A 15,576-nucleotide genomic window follows, 5' to 3' on the forward strand; every position below is an offset into this window, starting at 1 on the left:
ATTCTGGGGCCGCTTCGCGGCCCAGCGGGACCCCCCCCCCCCCCCACGGGTTTGTCGATCGCCTTAAGGGAATGGCATCGGCTGACTCAGGAATCGCGGCGCAAATCCGGCGGGATCGGCAGGTCCTTCAGCGGTTCGGGGCGCTTGCCCTTGCCGGCGCGGTGCTGGCGGATCTGGTAGACGTAGGCCAGCACCTGGGCCACGGCCAGGTACAGGCCTCCGGGAATTTCCTGGTCGAGTTCGGTGGAGTAGTAGATCGACCGCGCCAGCGCCGGCGATTCGAGCAGCATCACTTCGTTGGCCACGGCGATTTCACGGATCTTCAACGCGAGGAAATCGCTGCCCTTGGCCAGCAGAACCGGGGCGTTGCCTTTGTCGGGGTCGTATTTGAGCGCGACGGCATAGTGAGTCGGGTTGGTGATGACCACATCGGCGTCGGGGATCGCCGCCATCATGCGCCGCTGGGAGACCTCGCGCTGCAATTGGCGAATCCGCTGCTTGACCTCCGGCTTGCCCTCCGCGTCCTTGTGCTCGTCGCGCACTTCCTGCTTGGTCATCATCAGCTTCTGTTTGCTCTGATAGAGCTGGATCGGCACGTCGATGGCGGCGATCAGGATCAAGCCGCAAGACATCCACAACGTGCTCCATCCCACCAGCTGCACGCTATGAATGATGGCCTGCTCCAGCGGCTGATGGGCGATGCGCAACAGATCGTCGATGTCGCCCTCCAGCACCACCAATGCGACAGACAGGACCAGCAGGAACTTGCCGAAAGCCTTGAGCAGCTCCACCAGCGCCGTGGTGGAAAACATGCGCTTGATGCCGGCCGCCGGATTCATCCGGCTGAACTTCGGTGCCAGGCTACCGGCGGCGAAGAGCCATCCGCCCAAAGAAATCGGGCCGATGAAGGCGGCCAACAATAGAAAAATCAGCACGGGCTGAACCGCCAGCAGAGCGATCTTGCCCGAATGCAGCAGGTACTGGGTCATAGCGCCAGGGGTCAGCAACACTTCCCGGGGCAAGGAAAAATTCAGGCGCATGATCTCCAGCAGTTCCAGCGCCAGATCGCCACCATAAATCAGCAGGCCGCCAGCGCCGGCAAGCATGATCGCCAAGGTATTGAGTTCCTTGGAGCGAGCGATCTCACCCTTCTCGCGGGACTCCCTCGTGCGTTTCTCCGTGGGGTCCTCTGTCTTGTCCTGACCGCTTTCGCTCTCAGCCATGGTTCAGCGCGCCTGTGCCATGTCGCGTAGCAGCTGCAAGGCCTGGGTGGCCAACGGCTGGTACTGGTTGAGAATATCCCCCAGGCTGACCCAGAAAATCACCATGCCCAGCACCAGGGTCAGGGGGAAGCCGATGGAAAAAATGTTCAGCTGCGGCGCGGCGCGAGTCATTACCCCAAAAGCGATGTTGACCACCAGCAGCGCGGTGATGGCCGGTAATACCAGCAACATCGCCGCCCCCAGGACCCAACCGAGCTTGCCGGCGATGTCCCAGAAATGATTGACCAGCATGGCACTGCCCACCGGCATCGTGGTGAAGCTCTCGGTGAGCACTTCAAACACCACCAGATGGCCGTTCATGCCGAGGAACAGCAACGTTACCAGCATCGTCAGGAACTGCCCGATGACCGCCGTGTTGACGCCGTTGGTGGGGTCGATCATGGAGGCGAACGCCATGCCCATCTGGATCGAAATGATTTGTCCGGCGACCACGAACGCCTGGAAGAACAGCTGCAGGGAAAACCCCAGCAGGACACCAATGAGGATCTGCTCGGCCACCAGCATCAGCGCACTGAGATCAAGGGCATTGACCGGCGGCATCGGCGGCAGTCCGGGCGCGATGACCACGGTGATTGCCACAGCCAGGTACAGGCGCACGCGACCTGGTACCAGGGTCGTGCCGAAGACCGGCATGCTCATCAACACGGCGGTGACGCGAAACAGCGGCAGGATAAACGACGCTACCCAGCTGCTGATCTGGGTGTCCGTCAGCTCGAGCATTGACATCGGGTCAGCCGATCAACTGGGGAATACTGCCGTACAGCTGCAGGATGTATTCCATGAAGGTTTGCACCAGCCACGGACCGGCGACGATCAGCGTCACCAACATCACCAGCAGGCGCGGCAGGAAGCTCAGGGTTTGTTCGTTGATCTGCGTCGCGGCCTGGAACATCGCCACCAGCAAGCCCACCAGCAAGCTCGGAATCACCAGGATGGCAACCATCATGGTGGTCAGCCAGAGGGCTTCGCGGAACAGGTCTACCGCTACTTCAGGCGTCATATCGTGTTACCCGCGCAAGTGGTCTAAACACCGCCGAAACTGCCCGCCAGCGTACCGATGATCAAGGCCCAGCCATCCACCAGCACGAACAGCATGATCTTGAACGGCAACGAAATGATCAGCGGCGACAGCATCATCATGCCCATCGCCATGAGAACGCTGGCGACCACCAGGTCAATGATCAGGAACGGGATGAAAATCATGAAACCGATCTGGAACGCGGTCTTCAGCTCGGACGTCACGAACGCCGGCACCAGGATGGTCAGCGGGGCCTGGTCGGCGCTGGCGATATCGGTACGCTTGGACAGACGCATGAACAGTTCCAGGTCGCTGCTGCGCGTCTGGGCGAGCATGAAATCCTTGATCGGCACCTGGGCCCGGGCCACCGCGTCCTGGGCACTGAGCGTCTCGGCGAGGTAGGGCTGCAGCGCATCACGGTTCACCCGGTCGAACACTGGCGCCATGATGAACATGGTCAGGAACAGCGCCATACCCGTGAGGATCTGGTTCGACGGTGTCTGCTGCAAGCCAAGGGCCTGGCGCAGGATCGAAAAGACAATGATGATCCGGGTAAAACTGGTCATCAGCATGACGAACGCCGGGATGAAACTCAGCGCGGTCATGATCAGCAGGATCTGCAGGCTGACCGAATATTCCTGGGCCCCTTCGGCGTTGGTGCCCAAGGTAATCGCCGGAATCGACAACGGGTCGGCGGCAAACGCCAACGGTGCGGCCAGCAAGAGGGCCAGCGCCAACAGAATGCGCAACGGCATTACTTTTTATCCTTCTGATCTTTACCCAACAATTCCATGAGCCGCTGGGCAAATTCGGGGGTGGCCTGCTCGGTGGCGGGCACCTGCACCGGCTCCTTGAGGACGTGCAACGCGGTGATCGTGCCGGGGCTCAGGCCGAGCAGGATCTGCTCGTTGCCAACCTGCACCAGCACCAACCGATCCCGCGGGCCGAGCGCGCGGGAACTGATGATGTCGATGACCTGGCCTTTGCCGGCAGGCCCCGCCTGTTGCACGCGCCGCAGCATCCACGCGAGGAAAAAAATCAACCCGAGCACCACAAGCAGGCCCAGCACCAACTGCGCCAATTGCCCGGCCATGCTGCCGCCACTTGCCGGCGCAACGGCGGCCGTGGCCGCGGGCTCGGCCGCCAGCACGCTGAACGGCAGCATCAAGGCTGCGGCGAGAAAGCCTTTCATTCAGCGCAGCTTCTTGATGCGTTCGCTCGGACTGATCACGTCCGTCAGGCGAATGCCGAACTTCTCGTTGACCACCACCACTTCGCCATGGGCGATCAGCGTACCGTTGACCAGCACGTCCAGCGGCTCACCGGCCAGGCGATCCAACTCGATCACCGAGCCCTGGTTGAGCTGCAACAGGTTGCGGATGTTGATGTCGGTGCTGCCCACTTCCATGGAGATCGACACCGGGATGTCGAGAATCACGTCCAGGTTCGGCCCGTCGAGGGTGACTTGCTCATTGCTTTTCGGCACGCTGCCAAACTCTTCCATCTGCATGCGATTGGAAGCGTGGTTGCCCGTATCGGCGGCCAGCAGCGCATCGATATCGGCCTGTCCGGCGTCACCGGTTTCTTCCAGGGCCGCAGCCCATTCGTCGGCCAGCGCCTGGTCATCCTGGGTATTCATATCGTCAGCCATCATGTTTCCTCGGCGGGCAAGAATCGGTAAAAAACTAAAATCCGTTACAAACTTAAGCGATTGACAGCACTCAGCGGCGTTCGATCGGCTCGATCACCTGCAACGCGAGGTTGCCTTTGTGAGAGCCCATCTTGACCTTGAAGGCCGGCACGCCATTGGCGCGCATGATCATGTCTTCCGGCATCTCGACGGGGATGATGTCCCCCGGCTGCATGTGCAGGATGTCCCGCAGGCGCAGCTGGCGCCGGGCAACCGTCGCGCCGATCGGCACGTCGACATCCAGCACGTCCTGGCGCAACGCATTGATCCAGCGCTCGTCCTGGTCGTCGAGGTCCGACTGGAAACCGGCGTCGAGCATTTCGCGCACCGGCTCGATCATCGAGTACGGCATGGTCACGTGCAGGTCGCCACCACCACCGTCGAGTTCGATGTGGAAAGTCGACACGACAATGGCTTCGCTCGGACCAACGATGTTGGCCATCGCCGGGTTCACTTCCGAGTTGATGTACTCGAAATTGACCTCCATGATCGCCTGCCAGGCTTCCTTCAAATCGATGAAAGCCTGCTCCAGCACCATGCGCACGACACGCAGCTCGGTCGGGGTGAATTCGCGACCTTCGATCTTGGCGTGACGGCCGTCACCGCCGAAGAAGTTATCCACCAGCTTGAACACCAGCTTGGCGTCGAGAATGAACAGCGCAGTGCCGCGCAACGGCTTGATCTTCACCAGGTTGAGACTGGTGGGCACGTACAGCGAATGCACGTATTCGCCGAACTTCATCACCTGCACGCCACCGACGGCCACGTCGGCCGAACGGCGCAGCATGTTGAACATGCTGATGCGGGTGTATCGGGCAAAACGCTCGTTGATCATTTCCAGGGTCGGCATGCGTCCGCGAACGATGCGATCCTGGCTGGTCAGGTCGTAGCTTTTGACGCTGCCCGGTTCAGCAGCGTTTTCGGTTTGCACCAGGCCGTCGTCGACACCATGCAACAGCGCGTCGATTTCGTCCTGGGACAACAAGTCCTGCACGGCCATGTCGTGTTCCTACTGCAATACGAAGTTAGTGAAGAGCAACTGTTCGATCACCACTTTGCCGAGCTCTTTCTGAGCCACTTCCTGAACGCTGGCCGTGGCTTTCTGACGCAGCATTTCCTGGCCGACCGGAGTGGCCAGGGTGTCGAAACTCTGTCCGGAAAACAGCATCACCAGGTTATTGCGAATCAGCGGCATGTGCACCCGCAGCGCTTCCAGGTCAGCCTGGTTGCGGCCCTGCAAAGTAATGCTGACCTGCATGTAGCGTTGACGACCGTTCACGGTGTAGTTGGCCACGAAAGCCGGAGCCATGGGTTCGAAAATCGCCGGCTGCTTGCCCACCGGCGCGGTTTCCACCACTTCTGCCGGTTTGCTCTGAGCGCTGTGCATGAAATACCAGGTCGCCCCCACGGAAACACCCACCGCCAGGAGCAGACCCACCACGATCAAAATGATCATCTTGAGTTTGCCTTTGGTCGCGGGGTCTTTTACAGCTGCTGCTTCGCTCTTCGCCATGCCAATAATCCGTCGCTAATCGGGGGTTTCACTGTTGCACGGCTTGGCTGGAGCAAGTGTTATGCCAGAAGTGTGTCGGGGTTAAGGATGAGGGTCGCTTACGATCTTCAGTACGGCAGAAACCAATGTGGGAGCGAGCTTGCTCGCGATTGCGCCGGGTCAGCCCCGCAAGGGTGACTGACAAGACGCTTTCGCGAGCAGGCTCGCTCCCACAGGCGGCAGATCAGGCGTAGTAGTCGACCGCGCTGGTGCCGATGACGCTGGTGGTGCTGGCCGCCACTTCGGCAACGCTGGTCGGCAACTCCTCGTCGACCGAATCCACTCGGCCGCCAGAAGAAGTCGTGCGTCCAGCCTGAGCCTGTTGCTGGGCTTGCTGTTCCTGGCCCTGGGAGCCACGGGATTGATCCGACACGCTGACGTCGACCTGGCCCATACCCTGCTGGGCAAAGCTGTCGCGCAAGCGATGGATCTGGCCTTCCAAGGCTTCACGGACGCCGGAATGGGCGCTCATGAACGTAACCTGGGTCTGCTGGTCGGGGACCATGTTCACGCGAATATCCAGGCGCCCGAGCTCGGCCGGCTGCAGTTGGATATCAGCCGCCTTGAGATTGACGCTCGACAGGTACATCACCCGGTTGACCACTTCTTCGGTCCAGCCGCTCTGGTTCATGGCGATGGGCTGGTTGACCGGCACCGCGTTGGCGGTTTTTGGCGTAGCCGCCTGGGTCAGTGCCGCCAGGCGGTTGGCGAAATCATCTACCCGCGTGTCGCTGGAGGCTGCGGTCAGATCCTTGAGGCCTTCGTTGAGCAAGCCACTGAACGCCTTCTCACCGCCCTGGCTGCCGGCACTGGTACTGTCCTGGTCGGCTTGTACATTGAGCATGCTCGCCATGCCGGCCGCAAAGGTCTGGGCCGACGTCGGCTCGCCATCTGCGGACGCCGGTGCCGTCGCCTTGGGCTGCTGGCTGGAAGCGGATACATGGCCACTCTGCTCCATCGCCAGACGCAACGCCGGCAGGGCGTCAAGCGGATCGGCCTGGGGGTCGAATTCCGGATCGGTCACCGGGGCCGGCGTGGCCGAAGCCACCACGGGCGCCGCGACTGCCGCGACGACTGGCGCCTCGGTCGGGTCAACCACGGGCGCGGGCAGCGCCTCGGCAATGACTTCAGGCACGGTTATCCCGGGCAGCAAGGCCGGGTCGAGTGTCGGATCGACCGGGGCGGCATCCGCTACTGGCGTCTCGGCCGTATCGCTAACGTCTTGCGTCGGCTCGTCAGCCGCAGCCGGTTTGTCGGCGGGCAAGGGTTTGCCGCTATCGGCAACCGCCGGCTCAGGAGCGGCAGCCGTGTCGCTGCCGGCGTCCTTTTTGACGGTGTTGTCGGAGACCTTGTCGCGCACCGGCTTCATTGCCGGTTCAGCGGCCGTCGAGGATTTGACGGGGGCCTGCTTGGCGAACACCTGGGCGAAACTGGAGGCTTTATTCCCGGCGTCCGGGCCAGCTGCCAACGGATTGACGGTGGCCTGCGGCTTGGCCTGGGCAACGGCCTGAAGGAGTGTATTAGGCGTAACGGGCATGAAATGGTCTCCGCTGCACTGGGATCTTTGATGCAGTCGAGACAGGACAATGCAAGGGATGGGCCAACGCACCGAACGACAATCGTTTTAACAGTGAAAGCCTTCGCGCTCTTCCTTGCAAAGCTCGCGAACATAGGTGAACTCGCTGTTGATCTCGCTGACCAGTTTCTCGATTCCGCCCAGCGAGGGCTGCTTGGCCCGTTGTTCCAGTTCGCCGCACAGTTCAGCCAGGCGGATGGCGCCCATATTGCTGCTACTGCCCTTGAAACTGTGGGCGGTGGCGCTCAATTGCTCGGCGTCCCTGGCCTCAAGCAACACCCGCAGGCGTGCTTCGGAATCGTTGAGGAAGGTATCCAGCAATTCCGGATACCCGTCCTCCATGACTTCCCTCAACGTGCTGAGCACGTCCCGATCCAGATGAATCTCGCTCACTTGTTCGCTCCTTGATCAAGAATGGCCCCGATTATGCCAGAGCCTCCCAGAAAAACTCCACGCGCGCACTACGACCATCGTCGGACCAACTGGCCTCGTGGCATAGCTGGCGCACCAGACTCACACCGCGCCCGGATAACCGGTCACGATCCACAGGCCGGGCCAGCACACGGCTGACATCGAACCCCTGGCCACTGTCTTCGACCTCAATGACCAGGCGACCGCCATCCCCTTGGGGAGTCACGTGCAGATGCACGCGGATATGGCCGCTGTCCAGCTCATCCAGACGGGTGCCGCGCTCCGTATAATAGCGGGCAAATCCCGCAGCATCACGCTTGAGACTCGAATCGAGCCCCAGTACGCCGTGCTCCAGCGCGTTGGAATAGAGCTCAGTCAGGACACTGTACAAGGCGCCACTCTGGCCTCTGAGCCCATGGACTTCAAGCAATAACTGCAACAGGTAAGGCATCGGGTTGAAGCGCTTGAGCGTCTGCGCGCGGAACTCGAAGCTCACCGACCAATCCAGCGGACTCGACTGGCCGCTATCGGAATAGACCGGTGGCGGCGGGCTGAGTTGCGTAGGCGCGACCAGCCGAACCTCGACCATGCTGAAGTCGTCGCGGGCCTCGCCGCGAAAATCACCGAGGGCCTGCTGGATATCTTCGAAAAGTCGATCGGGCTCGCGGTTGGCCGCGAACACCTGCTGCAACCTTTCCACGCCAAACGGCTGGTCGTCGCGGTCGCTGGCTTCGATGACGCCGTCAGACAACAGGAATACCCGGTCACCCACCGACATCGGATGCACTTCAGTGCGATCATCAAACAGTTGCGGCGTGAGCACGCCCAACGGCAAGTGCCGCGCCGGCAACGGCGTACGCACGCCACTGAGGCTGTCATGCAGGTAACCATCGGGCATGCCGCCGTTCCAGACTTCGACGGTGCAGCGCTGGAAGCTCAGGCACAGCAGCGTTGCGCAACAGAACATGTCCACTGGCAGGATGCGCTTGAGCTTGGCATTCATCTCTCGCAGGATCTGCGCCAGGCCGTAGCCTTTCGCGGTCATCCCGTAGAACACTTCAGCCAGCGGCATCGCCCCGACCGCCGCCGGCAAGCCGTGGCCGGTAAAATCCCCAAGCAGGATGTGCATGTCACCAGCCGGGTTGAACGCGGCCAGCAGCAGATCGCCATTGAACAAGGCATAGGGCGATTGCAGGTAACGGATATTCGGCGCGCTCAGGCAACCGGAGTGGGCAATCTTGTCGAACACCGCCTTGGCAACCCGCTGCTCGTTAAGCAAGTAGTCGTGGTGGCGGGCGATCTGGTCACGTTGTTCGACCACCGTGGCCTGCAACCGACGCAAGCGGTCCATGGCTTTGATCTTGGCAGCCAGGATCACCTGGTTATAGGGCTTGGCGAGGAAGTCATCACCGCCAGCCTCCAGGCAACGGGCCAACCCTTCGCTTTCGGTCAACGAGGTGAGAAAGATGATCGGGACCAGTTGGTCCCCGGCCAGTTGCTTGATCTGCTGCGCGGCTTCGAAGCCATCCATGACCGGCATCATCGCGTCCATCAGCACCATGTGTGGACGCTGCTCCCGATACACTTCGACCGCCTCGGCGCCATCGCCCGCGGTGAGCACCTGATGGCCCTGACGGCGGACGATAGTCGACAACAGCAGCCGGTCGGCGGCACTGTCTTCGGCAATCAGGATCGTCAGCGGCTCCGGCGACGATTGCATGGTGATCAACTGATATCGAACAACTTGTCGAAATTGGAAATCGCGAGGATTTTCTTGACGTCGCTGCTGCTGTTGACCACGCGGATATCCGACTCGTCGCCACCGGCATGATCGCGCAACAACAGGAGCATGCCCAAGGCAGAGCTGTCGAGGTAGGTGGCTTCTTTCAAATCCACCACGATGGACTCAGGTTTCTTGTCGAGCCGTTCGTAAGACTCGCGAAATTCCTGGTGCCGGCCAAAATCGAATCGACCTTTGATCGAGATCGTCAGCTTCTGCCCATCTGGGGACACTTCAGTTACGACAGACATATTCACTTCCTTGTCGTGGACATATGTGTACAAGGTGTAGCATCAGGTAAAGGTCTGAGCAAGAAATCAAATTCTCCAACCGACAGAATTCCGCTTTCATGATCAATACGGATCCTGACGCGGCAAACGCTGAGACAGTTCATCAAGCAACTTCTGCTCGCGCTTGTCTTCCAACTGCCGGGCCTCATCGATATAACGCTGTACAAGTTTGCGCAGCCCTTCGACCCGGGCGAAGGCTTCCTGCCAGCTCTGGCGGGCCTTTTCCAGATTGTTCTGGTGCCAGACGAGGCTTTGGCGCTGCTGATCGATGGCCGTACCCAGCTGTGCGAGGAATCCTTGGTAGCCCAACAGCCATTGCCCGGAAACGCCATGGCTGCCACGGGCAATCCACTGCTCCTGGTATTCAAGGCGAAAATTCTCCAGGTCGGCCAGCTTGCTTTCGGCAACGGCCACCTGCCCCTGGAAATAAGCCAGCCGCTGCACGGCGGTCTTCTCGGCTTTTTCCGCCATGTCCACCACCGGCGCCAGGCGCGCCGCACGACTTGTGGCCATGAGCGGTTATCCGCCCGCGACGGGAGCGAAGATGGTCTGCAGGTGCGCTTCGCTGGCGCCCATGCCGATATTGTCGTTCAGGCTTTGACGCAGGTAGACCGCCATGGCCGGATAAAGATTGATGGCCATGTCGGTTTCACGATCGCCACCGGGCACGTAGGCACCCACGCTGATCAGGTCACGACTCTGCTGGTAACGTGACCAGTATTGTTTGAATTGCTGGGCGCGCCTCATGTGCTCGGCGCTGATGACCGATGGCATCACCCGACTGATCGACGCTTCGATATCGATGGCGGGGTAATGCCCTTCTTCGGCAAGGCGCCGGGACAACACGATGTGGCCGTCGAGGACGCCTCGGGCCGAGTCGGCGATCGGGTCTTGCTGATCGTCGCCCTCGGAGAGCACGGTATAAAAAGCGGTGATGGAACCGCCACCCTTCTCCGCGTTACCGGCCCGCTCCACCAGCTTCGGCAACTTGGCAAATACCGAAGGCGGATAACCCTTGGTGGCCGGCGGCTCGCCGATGGCCAGGGCGATTTCCCGCTGGGCCTGGGCGAAACGGGTCAGCGAGTCCATCAGCAACAGGACGTTCTTGCCCTTGTCGCGGAAATATTCAGCGATGCGCGTGCAGTACATGGCGGCCCGCAGGCGCATCAGCGGGGCATCGTCCGCCGGCGACGCCACCACTACGGAACGCTTGAGCCCTTCTTCGCCAAGGATGTGTTCGATGAATTCCTTCACCTCGCGGCCCCGCTCGCCGATCAGCCCCACCACGATGATGTCGGCTTCGGTGAAGCGGGTCATCATGCCCAGCAGCACACTCTTGCCCACACCGGTACCGGCGAACAGGCCCAGACGCTGACCGCGACCGACCGTCAACAACCCGTTGATGCAACGGATGCCGACGTCCAGCGGCACGCTGATCGGGTCGCGCTTGAGCGGGTTGATTGTCGGGCCGTCCATCGGCACCCAATCTTCAGCCTTCATGCCACCCTTGCCGTCCAGGGCCCGCCCGGCCCCGTCCAGCACGCGGCCGAGCATGCTCATGCCCATGGGCAACCGGCCGGTATCGGCCAGCGGAACTACGCGGGCGCCGGGAGCGATGCCAGCGACACTGCCCACCGGCATCAGAAATACCTTGCTGCCGGAAAAGCCCATCACTTCAGCTTCGACCTGCACCGGGTGATAACTGTCATCGTTGATCACCAGGCACCGGCTGCCCATGGCTGCGCGCAAGCCTTCCGCTTCGAGGGTCAGGCCAACCATGCGCAGCAGGCGACCTTCGAGGATCGGCTGGCCGGCCAGCTCGGTGGCCTCGGCATAGCTGCCCAAGCGCTTGCCGAAGCTGGTTCGATCAAGGCGCATCGCGACCGTCCACTTCGGCAGCAATCAGTTCGGCCGCGTCGGGATCGACGATAACGGCGCCCTTGGGTTCGTCCGGCAATTCCAGGCTCAGGTCGGCCGCAGCCGGGTGCAGCGCCTGCTCGTGCAATTGGTCGAACAGCTTGGCCATGACCTGGCTGATACGTGTTTCGATCGTCGCATCGATGCGACTGTGCTCGGTTTCCACCCGGCAGCCGCCGGGCAGCAAGGCTTCATCTTCGACGATGCGCCAGCTTTCCTCGTGACGCTCGCGCAAGGCCTTGACCAGCTCGAAGTCCTGCGGATTGATGTACAGGCGCACATTGCCGACGCCCAGGGGCAGAAGCTTGAGGGCCTCGCGCATGACGTGCTCGATCTGGCTCGAATCGATGGCCAGCTCGCGCTGGATCACTTGCCGGGTGATGTGCTGCACCAGCCCGACCAGGGATTTCTCGATCTGGGTGTCCTGCTCGGCGATCGGCTCGAACAGGTTCAGCATCAGCGACTCCAACGCCCGCAGCTTGGCCGTCAGCGCCACGTCGGCTTCCTGGCGGACCTTGATCGTGGTGCTGTGGAAGCCTTCCTTTTCGCCGATGGCGAAGCCTTCGTTGTAGGCCTCCTGGCGAATGCTCTCGACTTCTTCGAGGGTCAGCGGCTGGACTTCCTCCAGCGGCACCTCTTCCATCTCCGGCAACTCTTCCACCGGTGCAGGCTCAGGCTCCGGCACATGGGGATCGAAGCTGGGCAGCGACCAGACGTCGAAACCACCGACGTCGCGGGCGCGGATCAGGTCGCTGGGTGAATCATCGCTCTTGGCAGACATAACGACCTTAGATCATCTCTTCGCCGCCCTTGCCACCGAGCACGATTTCTCCGGCTTCGGCCATACGGCGGGCGATGGTGAGGATTTCCTTCTGTGCGGTTTCCACATCGCTGACGCGCACCGGGCCCTTGGCCTCGAGGTCGTCGCGCAACAGTTCGGCCGCCCGTTTGGACATGTTCTTGAAGATCTTCTCCTTGACGCCTTCGTCCGAACCCTTGAGGGCCAGCACCAGCACATCGGAGGAGACTTCGCGCAACAGTGCCTGGATACCGCGGTCGTCGACATCGGCCAGGTTGTTGAACACGAACATGAGGTCTTCGATCTGACCGGACAGGTCTTCGTCGACTTCGCGGATCGAGTCCATCAGTTGACCTTCGATCGAACTGTCGAGGAAGTTCATGATGTCCGCCGCGCGCTTGATACCGCCCAGAGTGGTGCGCGAAGCATTGGAGTTGCCCGAGAACTGCTTCTCGAGAATCTGGTTCAATTCTTTCAGGGCCGCCGGCTGCACGGTGTTCAACGACGATACCCGCAGGATGATGTCGAGGCGCACTTTGTGGTCGAAGTTGCCCAGCACCTCACCGGCCTGGTCCGGATCGAGGTACGCGACGACGATCGCCTGGATCTGCGGGTGCTCGTAACGGATCACGTCGGCGACCGCGCGCGGCTCCATCCACTTCAGGCTGTCCAGGCCGCTGGTGTTGCCACCCAGCAGGATCCGGTCGATCAGGCCGTTGGCCTTGTCCTCGCCCAGGGCCTGGGTGAGCATCTTGCGCACGTAGTCGTCGGAACCGACTCCCAGGCTGGTCTGATCGCCGACGATGTCGACGAACTCGCTCATCACCTGCTCGACCTGCTCGCGGTGCACATTGCCCATCTGCGCCATGGCCACGCCGACGCGCTGGACCTCTTTCGGTCCCATGTGGCGCAGCACCTGGGCGGCGTCCGTCGAACCCAGGGACAGCAGCAGGATCGCGGCTTTGTCGACCCGGGACAATTTGGCAACAGCGGCTCGATTATCACTCATCTGCGTTAATCCACTCTTTCACGACCTGGGCCACACGACCCGGATCCTCTGCCACCAGACTCTTGATGGCGTTCAACTGAGCGTCATAGCCTTCGCTCGGGCTTGGCAGCAGAATGCTCTGCGGCCCGCCGAGGCTGACGCGATCGTTGGCCAATTCGCCATCCAGGCCGCCCATGCCTCCCAGCTCTACATCGCCCAAGCCTGCCAGCTGCTTGTTCTTGCCGCCACCGGTGATGTTGTTGAGCACCGGACGCAGCACACCAAATACCAGTATCAGGATGAACAACACACCCAATACTTGCTTGACCACATCCCAGAACCAGGGTTGCGAATAAAACGGGATGTCGGCGATTTCCTCACCGCGCTCCAGGGAGAACGGTACGTTGATCACGCTGACGCTGTCGCCACGGCTGGCGTCGAAACCGACCGCGTCCTGCACCAGGCGCGTGAAGCGCGCCAATTCGTCGGCGGTCCACGGCGCACGGCTGGTTTCGCCGTTGGCCGGGTTGACCTTGACCTGATCGTCCACCACCACGGCGACCGACAGGCGATTCAAACGGCCCTGTTGCTGCTTGGTGTGGCTGATGGAACGGTCGAGCTCGAAGTTCTTGGTCGATTGTTGACGCTTGTCGGCCGGGTACGGCGCGAGCATCGGCTGGCCGGTGGCCGGATCCATGATCTGCTGGCCATTGGCGTCGATCAGCGGCTGGCCTGGCTGTACCATGCCCGCGGCGGCGGTAGCGCCACCGGTGGTTTGCGGCGCGCTGGCCGGCGCTGGCGGCTGGTTGCTCAGGGCACCGGGCACGCCTTGCGGGCCGTTGCTGGCGGTCCGTTGTTCGTTCACCGACTGCTCGCTGCGCAACGCCGGCTGATCCGGGTTGAACTGCTCGGAAGTCGATTCGACGGCGCTGAAGTCCACGTCCGCCGAGACTTCGGCCTTGTAGCGGCCATTGCCGAGGATCGGTTGCAGGATGTTGTGCACCCGCTGGGTGAACATGCCTTCCATGCGGCGGCTGTAATCGTATTGCTTGCCGGCCATGGTCAGTTCGGAGTTTTCCGCCTGGTCGGACAACAGGTTGCCCTTCTGGTCGACCACGGTGATCTGCGACTTGCTCAGCTCGGGAACGCTGGTCGCCACCAGATTGATGATGGCAACAACCTGGCCTGGCTCAAGCGAGCGGCCGGAATAGAGTTCAACCAGTACCGAGGCACTCGGCTTGCGCTCATCGCGCACGAAGACCGAGCTTTTCGGGATCGCCAGGTGCACGCGGGCACCCTTGACGTTGTTCAGGCTGGAAATGGTCCGCGCCAGCTCGCCTTCCAGGCCGCGACGATAACGAGTCGCTTCCATGAACTGGCTGGTGCCCAGGCCCTGGTCCTTGTCGAGGATCTCGAATCCGATGTTGCCATCGGTCGGCGTCACGCCAGCGGCGGCGAGCTTGAGGCGTGCGCGCGCGACGTCGTCGGCCTTGACCAGCAAGGCGCCGGAATTGGGTTCGACGGTATAAGGAATGTCGGCGGAAGCCAGGGTTTCCATGACTTGTTTGGCATCCATGCCCTCCAGGCTGCCATACAGCGGACGGTAGTCCGGCTGCTGGGACCAGAGAACCACGGCAAAACCAATCGCCACGCTGGCAGCCAGGCCGACCAACAGGCCAACCTGACGCAGCATGGTCATCTCGGAGAGGTTTTCCAGGAAAGACAGACCGAACAACGGCGGTTTGCCGTCTACCGGAGTGGTCTTGGCTGGAACGTTATCAACGGCTGCTTCTGCCATGACTCAATAGTTTCCTTAGACCGGCATCTGCATGATGTCTTGATAGGCTTGAACCAGCTTGTTGCGTACCTGGGTCAACGCCTGAAACGAGACACTGGCTTTCTGCGAAGAGATCATTACGTCCGTCAGGTCGACGCCACTTTTGCCAATCTCGAAAGCACTGGCCAACTGGTTCGAAGCCTGCTGGGTATCGTTCACTTTATTGACGGCCTGACCGAGCATGTCGGAAAAGCTGCTGCCGGCCACTTGGGGCACCGCGACCGATTTAGGCTGGGCCATGGCGTCCATCTGCATGGAGCGCATGTCCAGCATCAACCGATTAAATTCAATACCTTGGCTCATGATCTATTCTCTCTGGCGGCCCGCATTTTTTTGACACTTACTCAGCGGGTACATAGGTAGTAGCAACAAGGGTGCCAGCTCCGTGGCCGTCGGAAACAATTGCGCGCGCGGATCCTTCCAGGCTCCTGTGGG

At 61.3% G+C, this 15,576-nt stretch carries 18 protein-coding genes; all 18 read right to left on the minus strand.

What is annotated here, in order from left to right:
* Positions 1 to 86 precede the first annotated feature (86 nt).
* The 18 genes from flhB to fliE all read right to left on the minus strand — a co-directional run bounded on the left by flhB (position 87) and on the right by fliE (position 15,444).
* Complete coding sequence (flhB, locus tag ACE04F_RS08155) at positions 87 to 1,223, minus strand: flagellar biosynthesis protein FlhB (RefSeq protein WP_486105730.1); 1,137 nt, start codon at positions 1,221 to 1,223, stop codon at positions 87 to 89.
* Between the two features lie 3 nt (positions 1,224 to 1,226).
* A complete protein-coding gene (gene fliR / locus ACE04F_RS08160; protein ID WP_486105731.1) occupies positions 1,227 to 2,009 on the minus strand; it encodes a flagellar biosynthetic protein FliR in 783 nt (260 codons plus the stop codon).
* A gap of 4 nt (positions 2,010 to 2,013) precedes the next feature.
* Positions 2,014 to 2,283 (minus strand): flagellar biosynthesis protein FliQ, encoded by a 270-nt coding sequence (gene fliQ, locus ACE04F_RS08165; protein ID WP_003184009.1) that lies wholly within the window; start codon positions 2,281 to 2,283, stop codon positions 2,014 to 2,016.
* A gap of 23 nt (positions 2,284 to 2,306) precedes the next feature.
* The gene (gene fliP / locus ACE04F_RS08170) at positions 2,307 to 3,056 is read right to left on the minus strand and encodes a flagellar type III secretion system pore protein FliP (protein ID WP_486105732.1); all 750 of its coding nucleotides are present in this window, start codon (positions 3,054 to 3,056) and stop codon (positions 2,307 to 2,309) included.
* The gene (gene fliO / locus ACE04F_RS08175) at positions 3,056 to 3,493 is read right to left on the minus strand and encodes a flagellar biosynthetic protein FliO (RefSeq protein ID WP_305499621.1); all 438 of its coding nucleotides are present in this window, start codon (positions 3,491 to 3,493) and stop codon (positions 3,056 to 3,058) included. Before fliO ends, fliP begins: the two co-directional genes overlap by 1 nt.
* On the minus strand, positions 3,494 to 3,952 hold the full coding sequence (gene fliN, locus ACE04F_RS08180; protein ID WP_305499620.1) for a flagellar motor switch protein FliN: 459 nt from the start codon (positions 3,950 to 3,952) through the stop codon (positions 3,494 to 3,496).
* 70 nt (positions 3,953 to 4,022) lie between these two features.
* Positions 4,023 to 4,991, minus strand: coding sequence for a flagellar motor switch protein FliM (gene fliM, locus ACE04F_RS08185; protein WP_053120288.1), 969 nt, complete (start codon positions 4,989 to 4,991; stop codon positions 4,023 to 4,025).
* 9 nt (positions 4,992 to 5,000) lie between these two features.
* Positions 5,001 to 5,504, minus strand: a complete 504-nt coding sequence (fliL, locus tag ACE04F_RS08190; protein ID WP_486105733.1) for a flagellar basal body-associated protein FliL — start codon at positions 5,502 to 5,504, stop codon at positions 5,001 to 5,003.
* Positions 5,505 to 5,727: 223 nt separating this feature from the next.
* Complete coding sequence (locus ACE04F_RS08195) at positions 5,728 to 7,080, minus strand: flagellar hook-length control protein FliK (RefSeq protein WP_486105734.1); 1,353 nt, start codon at positions 7,078 to 7,080, stop codon at positions 5,728 to 5,730.
* 87 nt (positions 7,081 to 7,167) lie between these two features.
* Complete coding sequence (locus ACE04F_RS08200) at positions 7,168 to 7,512, minus strand: Hpt domain-containing protein (RefSeq protein ID WP_486105735.1); 345 nt, start codon at positions 7,510 to 7,512, stop codon at positions 7,168 to 7,170.
* Between the two features lie 31 nt (positions 7,513 to 7,543).
* Positions 7,544 to 9,250, minus strand: coding sequence for an ATP-binding SpoIIE family protein phosphatase (locus ACE04F_RS08205; protein ID WP_486105736.1), 1,707 nt, complete (start codon positions 9,248 to 9,250; stop codon positions 7,544 to 7,546).
* Between the two features lie 5 nt (positions 9,251 to 9,255).
* Positions 9,256 to 9,561 (minus strand): STAS domain-containing protein, encoded by a 306-nt coding sequence (locus ACE04F_RS08210; protein ID WP_186637183.1) that lies wholly within the window; start codon positions 9,559 to 9,561, stop codon positions 9,256 to 9,258.
* 102 nt (positions 9,562 to 9,663) lie between these two features.
* Positions 9,664 to 10,113: a flagellar export protein FliJ gene (gene fliJ / locus ACE04F_RS08215; protein ID WP_003184033.1), complete on the minus strand. Its 450-nt coding sequence runs from the start codon at positions 10,111 to 10,113 to the stop codon at positions 9,664 to 9,666.
* Positions 10,114 to 10,119: 6 nt separating this feature from the next.
* Entirely contained in the window at positions 10,120 to 11,478 is a 1,359-nt protein-coding gene (gene fliI / locus ACE04F_RS08220; RefSeq protein WP_486105738.1) for a flagellar protein export ATPase FliI, read from the minus strand.
* Entirely contained in the window at positions 11,468 to 12,298 is an 831-nt protein-coding gene (fliH, locus tag ACE04F_RS08225) for a flagellar assembly protein FliH (protein ID WP_486105740.1), read from the minus strand. The genes fliI and fliH overlap by 11 nt, the downstream gene beginning before the upstream one ends.
* Positions 12,299 to 12,305: 7 nt before the next feature.
* Positions 12,306 to 13,325, minus strand: a complete 1,020-nt coding sequence (gene fliG, locus ACE04F_RS08230; protein ID WP_007958288.1) for a flagellar motor switch protein FliG — start codon at positions 13,323 to 13,325, stop codon at positions 12,306 to 12,308.
* Positions 13,318 to 15,102: a flagellar basal-body MS-ring/collar protein FliF gene (fliF, locus tag ACE04F_RS08235; protein WP_486105743.1), complete on the minus strand. Its 1,785-nt coding sequence runs from the start codon at positions 15,100 to 15,102 to the stop codon at positions 13,318 to 13,320. The genes fliG and fliF overlap by 8 nt, the downstream gene beginning before the upstream one ends.
* A gap of 15 nt (positions 15,103 to 15,117) precedes the next feature.
* Entirely contained in the window at positions 15,118 to 15,444 is a 327-nt protein-coding gene (gene fliE, locus ACE04F_RS08240; protein WP_305499603.1) for a flagellar hook-basal body complex protein FliE, read from the minus strand.
* Between the last annotated feature and the right edge of the window lie 132 nt (positions 15,445 to 15,576).

The organism is Pseudomonas sp. AGC41, from assembly GCF_057334555.1.